The organism is Streptomyces sp. NPDC056835, assembly GCF_042789485.1.
In the GTDB taxonomy this organism is placed as follows: Bacteria; Actinomycetota; Actinomycetes; order Streptomycetales; family Streptomycetaceae; genus Streptomyces.
In genome coordinates this window covers 1-5,694 of record NZ_JBHUBB010000073.1, presented here as the reverse complement: position 1 = coordinate 5,694, position 5,694 = coordinate 1, and the positions used below count along the sequence as shown (strand labels likewise).

The following is a 5,694-nucleotide window of genomic DNA, read 5'->3' as shown; positions in this document are numbered from 1 at the left end:
ACGCTCGGCTGGGAAACCCCAGCCGAGCGCCTGTCTAAACTGCTCGCGGCCTGATCAACCGACCACGGTGTTGCAACGACCCCTCGAATTCGCCCGTGGCCGAACGGGGCTGTTGGGGGTGCTTCCTATCTCCGAAACGGTCGGCGTGCGTCGCGAGGATCGGACGGGTGTAGATGCATCCGGGGCACACGCATTGGACGTATCCGGGGCCGCTCACGCGCTCCACGTAGCCGATCTCGATGGGTGCACCAGTGGGGTAGCCGCACGCGCAGCAGATGACCGTGGCCGCTTCCGTGGCGGACGGAAACAGCTCGTCGGCGGTCATGCTGCGGCCTCGTGACGCGCGTTCCGCACATCCGTGATGTTCATGGTTGGGAAGTCGTAGTCAACGCCGATTTCGGAGAACGCGGCGGCCCACCACCGTTCGCGCTGTTCCGGGGTGAGCGAGCGGGTTTCCTCGGCGTGGAAGATCGCTCGGGTCTCCTTGGCGCTTACTCCGGTCCACGGCTCGGACCACGGACTGACCGGTGCGGGTGCGGGGGCGGTTACGGGGACCGCTGCGTGTCGTCCACGGGCGGGAAGCATCATCCGCAGCACCCACAGCAGGGCACGCGAGATACAGTCACGCATGTCGTTCAGCTCCTCGAAAGCTGTTCGGCGGAAGCCTCGGCGGATCGCTTAGGACCGGTCCGCCGGGGCGCTTTTTTGTTTTCAGGTAGGACGGTAAGCCAACTCGTCTAACTCGTCTGCCTGTCTAAGTCGCCCATCTTTGACCGTTTGTCTACGCTCTCCCTATGTCTGAGAGCCCGTCCGACCCGCACCGCCCGCGAGCCCCGTATATGCGGGTCCTGGACGCGCTGACCGCGGATATCGAGGCGGGCAGGATCAAGCCCGGTGAGCGCATCCCGTCAGAGTCCGAACTGTGTGAGCAGCACGGCGTAGCTCGGGAGACCGTCCGGCGGGCGGTGCGGGTGCTCCGGGAACGCGGTCTTGTCGAGACCGAGTGGGGCAAGGGCACGTTCGTCCGGGACCGGAGCGAGGACCAGGGCCGCGCGAGCGACATCTAGGATCGGCCCCGGACGGGTCCCGCCAGCCGGCCCCCGGTGCACATCAGCCGTTGGGCGACTGAGCGGAGAGCGGGACCCGTCGAGGACAGGAAAGCCCCGCCCGTCTGTTCCGCGCGGCAGACGGGCGGGGCGGAGCGCGCGGATGGTTATCCCATGGACGCGCGCCAGTTACCCCGTGACAGGTGACAGACGCCATCGGGAGTGATGCGAACCCGTGCGCTGAGCAACGGCAACGAGCCTTCCGCGTTGAGCCGGTTGCGGATGCGCTCTAGTGCTGTCCAGAGTCGTTGCGGTCCGCCCTGGTGGACTTCCGGCGGAGCTGTCCACTCGGCGGACGCTCGGGCCCATGACCCATCCGGATGGACCAGGTAGGCGGTCCGGTGCCGGTCGCGCTGTTCGTAGTCGAGTTCCACGCCCGGTGTCGTGACTTCCAGCATTGAACGCAACTCCCATGCGTTCGCCAAATCCACCACGGGATATCGGCCCCTGCTGGTCTCGTCCCCGTCCGCCTCCCGAGCGAGGGCGAAGATTCCGGCAAGGGCGGGCGGGTAGTCGGCGCCGGTACGGGTCTTCATGAACCCGGCGGTGTCGCTCTCGATTCGGCCGTACGCTTCCCCGTCCGGTCCTTTCCACGCAGTGAGGACCAACGACGTGTTGGCGAGCGTGGTCACTAGGCGTCCGCCCTCGCGCAGCGCACCGAGGACCGTACGGAGCGCTGGACCGGGTTGGAGCGCGACGGTTGCAATGATCCGGTCGTACGTGCCGGGAATCGCTGCGGTCGCGTCCAGTGCGAAGAACTGAGGGCGCAGTCCGAGGCGCGCGAGCCGGTTCGCTGCGACGCTCGTCAAGTAGGGGTCTACGTCCACGCTCGTTACGTGTTGCTCCCCGAGTCGGGTGGCTGCGTACGAGGTGAGTCCGCCCGAACCGGTGCCGAGGTCCAACAGGTCAAGTCCGTGCCCGAGTCGTCCGTGACGCAGCATGCGAACGACCAGGCTCGGCAGAGTTGCGGACGATGTGGGTAACCCCTGGGGCCGGTCGCCGGGTTCGGCATGGTCGGCGTGCGCCCCGCCGACGCTGGTGATCAGCGAACGGTCCGAGTAGGCCGCGTCCTGCCACGATTCGGGATCGGCTGCCCCGTCCCGCAACGACCACCCCCCGGAACCGTCGCGTTCCCACCAGCGGGGCACCAGCTCATGCCGGGGCACACTGGCGACGGGGGAGCGCCACCGGGAATCCGGGTCGGTCACTCCGCCCGCAAGGCGTTCCGCGGCTTTCTGCCAATCCATGCCGAACCCTTCCTAGTCGTCGTACGCGGGATCACATGCAATCGTGCTCGCGGGGTCACAGTCGCTGGAATCGTCCGGCGTGCACGCGTTGCGTACCGGTTGCGGGATGCTCGCAGAGAGCGCCGTCCAGACCGGCCCCCCGAGCAGGTCCCGAAGCCGAGTCTCCCGGACGTTGCCCGCCGGGAAGTCCCGCGCGAGCACACAGCCGGCGAGGTCTCCGTTCGGGAGGATTGCGGCACGTCCTCGCGTGCACCGCCCGCACAGTTCGTCGAACGCCGGGGCCCGACCCGGAAGTGCGGCACGGCCCACGGCCCGAACCCGATCCGTATTGATATGCCGCACGCCCATGGACTCCAACTCGGCACGGGCTTCGGTGATGCGCTGTCCCGGCAGGATGTCCACGATCCCGGCACGGACCGTGATTCCGCGTGTCACGGCTTCCCGGATGTTGCACCGGGTGCGGGCGTAGCTGCCCGCGCGGCCCGTGATTTTGTCGTGCTCGGCAGGATCGTCGCTGTAATAGCTCGTCCCCAGCGTCACTCCCTCGCGGGTGAACAGGTCCCACCACTCGTCATGCACCTTGTACAGGTTGCTGTACACCTCCACGTGCAACCCGAGCGAGAGTGCGAGACCGGCGAACTCCTGCCAGTTCGGGTGAACGGTGGGCTCGCCACCGATGAGCTGGACGGTACGGATGCCGAGCGCGGCAGCATCGGTGATGACGGTTCGCCAGTCAGCAGGGGTCATCTCACCGTGTGATGCCTGCGGGCTGGACTCCGACAGGCAGTGCACACAGGCGAATTGACACTTTCCGGTGATCTCCAACTCCAGCGAGTTGATACCGGCGAGCGGGCGGGTCGGTGGGTCAGTGAGCGTGGTCATGGCGCGTGTGTCCTCTCCGTAAACGGATTGCACGGCACTTGCGGACCTGCCCCGACCAATAATTTTGGTCGGGGCAGGAGTCCCCTCGCCCGGAATCGAACCGGAGTGCCTGGAAGGAGCGACACCGTTGCCGTGTCCCAGGGCTCTGCCACTGAGCTACAAGGGGCGGGGCGCGTCCCCGCCGCCGGGTTGCGACGGGGCGCGTTCGTGCTGGTTAGTCACGCCGTGCACTTTCGTTTTTGATGGTGTTCCGGACCCTCTGCATTTCCGCGTTGGAAGACGTGCCAGAGGCCAACCGCTTCACGACGTCCCCGAGTTCATCGTCAGAGATGTCATCGCTGTCGGGAGGAGGAGGATTTATCATTCGTCGCTTCCTTTTCTGTCTTTCAGCTTCAAGCGTCGCGTTGAGACTGACGCTGGTTGCCACCACGGGTGCGAAATTTAACACCCGAATCTGTCAGCAGCCGGTGCACCCATCCAAACGACCTTCCGGTTCTGTCGCGTATGGCGCGGATCGAAAGGTTCTCTTTCAGATACCAATCCGTCAACTTTTCAGCCGCCCTTTTCCGATCCAGGCCCTCAACTCGCATCCCTTTCTTCCAGGTCAGGGGGGTGGTCGTTTTCGTTTTCTGCATCGACTGAAGTGCTCCAGTTACGGGGTCGAGATGGACTCGGGGAGCCCTGGTCAGTGGCGGCGTACTCCGGGCCCACAGGTTCGTAATCCATGTGCCAATCTCCTCCTGTCATTCCCCTACTCCTTTGCCGGATGAGGGCCCCTTGAAGGTCCGGGCAAAATCCTCCGGATCATCTAGTCGGTCCAACTGGCATTGGATTACATGCGCTTCGAGGATTTCCAGCTGGACCAGTGTGCGCGCTAGCTCATTCAGTGCTGCCTTTCGGCACCGCCGGAGAGCCCGTCTCTGCCTGAGCCCGTGTAGGTACTCCCACAGACTCACCACTCCTCGGCTCACCACTCCTCACCGATCCTCGGAACGGATGCGATCAGGAGTCCCGTCTCCATACGCCGGAGGACAGAGCGTGTTGGCAGCGTGTACCCGCCACGGGGAACCCAGCGAGGCGCCAGGCCCCAGACTCCACCGGCCGCTATCAGCGCGTGGAGCTGGTCCGCGTCACTGGGCTTGGGGGACGTGCTCTTCCGGGTCACGTCCGCTCCTCTCCGTAGCGGGATCACTACCAGGGCGACCAAGCGTGGCCTAGAGTCAGAGCCCCTTCAACTAGCCAGGATCGAAGGAGGGGTTGAAAGCAGCATGGTCAACCGCAGGGAGCTGAACCCTGAGAGCAGCCCGCGAGCGGCCTTTGGCGCCCGCGTGCGCAGGTGGCGGGAAGATCGCGGCTGGAGCCAGGAGGACCTAGCCGGGAAGGTGGAATATTCCAGCCAGCATATTTCGGCTATTGAAACTGCCCGGAAACCGCCAACCCTCTCGTTCTCGCGCAAGCTTGACCTTGTGTTCGGCACAGGGGACACGGCCGATTCGTTCGAGCGCGAGTGGCGAGACATGCGCCATGGCTCGCTGTTGGAAGGTTTCCCGGAGTACGTCGGGTACGAGGGGCGGGCAGCGGAAATCCGGCTCTACGAAGTGGGCGTCATCCCCGGTCTCCTCCAGACATCGGAGTACGCATCCGTGCTCGCCGGGAGCGCCGTCAAGCGGGGGGCGGTCACGGCCGATCAGGCCAGCGAGCGTGTGGCGCTGGTTGCGGAGCGACAAGCAGCGCTCGTCCGGACGCCCCCACCGTGGGTCTTCGTGGTGCTGGACGAAAGTTGTATCCGCCGTCCCATCGGGGGACCGGCCATCATGGAAGCCCAGTTGGCGCGGCTGGTTGAGTTCGCGGCGCTACCGAACAGCGTGCTTCAGGTGGCCCCGTTCGACATGGGAGAACGCAGACCGTTCAACTTGCCCATAACGGTACTGACATTGTCGGACCGCTCGCTCTTGTCGTACGCGGAGTCCGCTCAGCGGGGGCACCTCGAACGGGACAACACATTCGTTCTGCCCATGCTGAGCGCCTACCATCAACTACAGGCGGAATCGCACTCACCGGCGGAATCTGTCGCCATGATCAGCCAGTTACGAAAGGGCATCCTGTGATGACCGAACCCCTCCGATGGTCCAAGTCCTCCTACAGCGACAACGGCGGGCAGTGTGTCGAGGTGGCTGCCAACCTTGCCGACTCGCGCGGCATCGTCCCCGTCCGTGACTCCAAGAACCCGAGCGGTCCCGTTCTGAACGTTCCCGCTGGTGCGTTCGCCTCGTTCGTGGCGGGCATCAAGGACAAGGACGGAGATTTCAACGCCGTGTGATGCGGTACCCCAGGCACTTCAGACCAGAGCCCCGCCCTCTTCCCCCTTGAGTTCTAGTGGTCCTCGCAACACCCCAGCTCAGGGGATGCGATGGACTTCGAGATCCGGGACCGGACGGTCAACCGGGGGCGTAAGAAGC

The 5,694-nt window shown here is 65.1% G+C and carries 7 protein-coding genes and 1 tRNA gene; 3 read left to right on the top strand and 5 right to left on the bottom strand.

The window, feature by feature from the left end; genetic code table 11:
• Positions 1–321: 321 nt before the first annotated feature.
• Positions 322–630, bottom strand: a complete 309-nt coding sequence (locus tag ACFRMN_RS38505) for a hypothetical protein (RefSeq protein ID WP_383029142.1) — start codon at positions 628–630, stop codon at positions 322–324.
• A gap of 164 nt (positions 631–794) precedes the next feature.
• Here ACFRMN_RS38505 and ACFRMN_RS38500 point away from each other — a divergent pair, with 164 nt between their 5' ends.
• Complete coding sequence (locus tag ACFRMN_RS38500) at positions 795–1,067, top strand: GntR family transcriptional regulator (RefSeq protein ID WP_383029140.1); 273 nt, start codon at positions 795–797, stop codon at positions 1,065–1,067.
• Between the two features lie 146 nt (positions 1,068–1,213).
• Here the strand turns inward: ACFRMN_RS38500 and ACFRMN_RS38495 are convergent, their stop codons facing one another.
• The 4 genes from ACFRMN_RS38495 to ACFRMN_RS38480 form a co-directional block, all read right to left on the bottom strand.
• Complete coding sequence (locus tag ACFRMN_RS38495; RefSeq protein ID WP_383029137.1) at positions 1,214–2,353, bottom strand: methyltransferase domain-containing protein; 1,140 nt, start codon at positions 2,351–2,353, stop codon at positions 1,214–1,216.
• Positions 2,354–2,365: 12 nt separating this feature from the next.
• Positions 2,366–3,235 (bottom strand): radical SAM protein, encoded by an 870-nt coding sequence (locus ACFRMN_RS38490; RefSeq protein ID WP_383029134.1) that lies wholly within the window; start codon positions 3,233–3,235, stop codon positions 2,366–2,368.
• Positions 3,236–3,315: 80 nt separating this feature from the next.
• Positions 3,316–3,401: transfer RNA gene (locus tag ACFRMN_RS38485), tRNA-Cys, on the bottom strand.
• A gap of 226 nt (positions 3,402–3,627) precedes the next feature.
• Positions 3,628–3,825, bottom strand: a complete 198-nt coding sequence (locus tag ACFRMN_RS38480; protein ID WP_383029145.1) for a helix-turn-helix domain-containing protein — start codon at positions 3,823–3,825, stop codon at positions 3,628–3,630.
• A 678-nt stretch (positions 3,826–4,503) separates the two neighbouring features.
• On the opposite strand from ACFRMN_RS38480, the gene ACFRMN_RS38475 reads away from it, so the two are divergent.
• Together ACFRMN_RS38475 and ACFRMN_RS38470 are read left to right on the top strand one after the other, a co-directional pair.
• Complete coding sequence (locus tag ACFRMN_RS38475; protein ID WP_383029132.1) at positions 4,504–5,343, top strand: Scr1 family TA system antitoxin-like transcriptional regulator; 840 nt, start codon at positions 4,504–4,506, stop codon at positions 5,341–5,343.
• Positions 5,343–5,555, top strand: coding sequence for a DUF397 domain-containing protein (locus tag ACFRMN_RS38470; RefSeq protein WP_383029129.1), 213 nt, complete (start codon positions 5,343–5,345; stop codon positions 5,553–5,555). Before ACFRMN_RS38475 ends, ACFRMN_RS38470 begins: the two co-directional genes overlap by 1 nt.
• Positions 5,556–5,694: the final 139 nt, after the last annotated feature.

Bases quoted from the DNA above. Each gene is read 5' to 3' on its own strand.
- ACFRMN_RS38500 (WP_383029140.1), top strand. From the start codon at position 795: ATGTCTGAGAGCCCGTCCGACCCGCACCGCCCGCGAGCCCCGTATATG.
- ACFRMN_RS38495 (WP_383029137.1), bottom strand. From the start codon at position 2,353: ATGGATTGGCAGAAAGCCGCGGAACGCCTTGCGGGCGGAGTGACCGAC.
- ACFRMN_RS38475 (WP_383029132.1), top strand. From the start codon at position 4,504: ATGGTCAACCGCAGGGAGCTGAACCCTGAGAGCAGCCCGCGAGCGGCC.
- ACFRMN_RS38490 (WP_383029134.1), bottom strand. From the start codon at position 3,235: ATGACCACGCTCACTGACCCACCGACCCGCCCGCTCGCCGGTATCAAC.
- ACFRMN_RS38480 (WP_383029145.1), bottom strand. From the start codon at position 3,825: ATGCGAGTTGAGGGCCTGGATCGGAAAAGGGCGGCTGAAAAGTTGACG.
- ACFRMN_RS38505 (WP_383029142.1), bottom strand. From the start codon at position 630: ATGCGTGACTGTATCTCGCGTGCCCTGCTGTGGGTGCTGCGGATGATG.
- ACFRMN_RS38470 (WP_383029129.1), top strand. From the start codon at position 5,343: ATGACCGAACCCCTCCGATGGTCCAAGTCCTCCTACAGCGACAACGGC.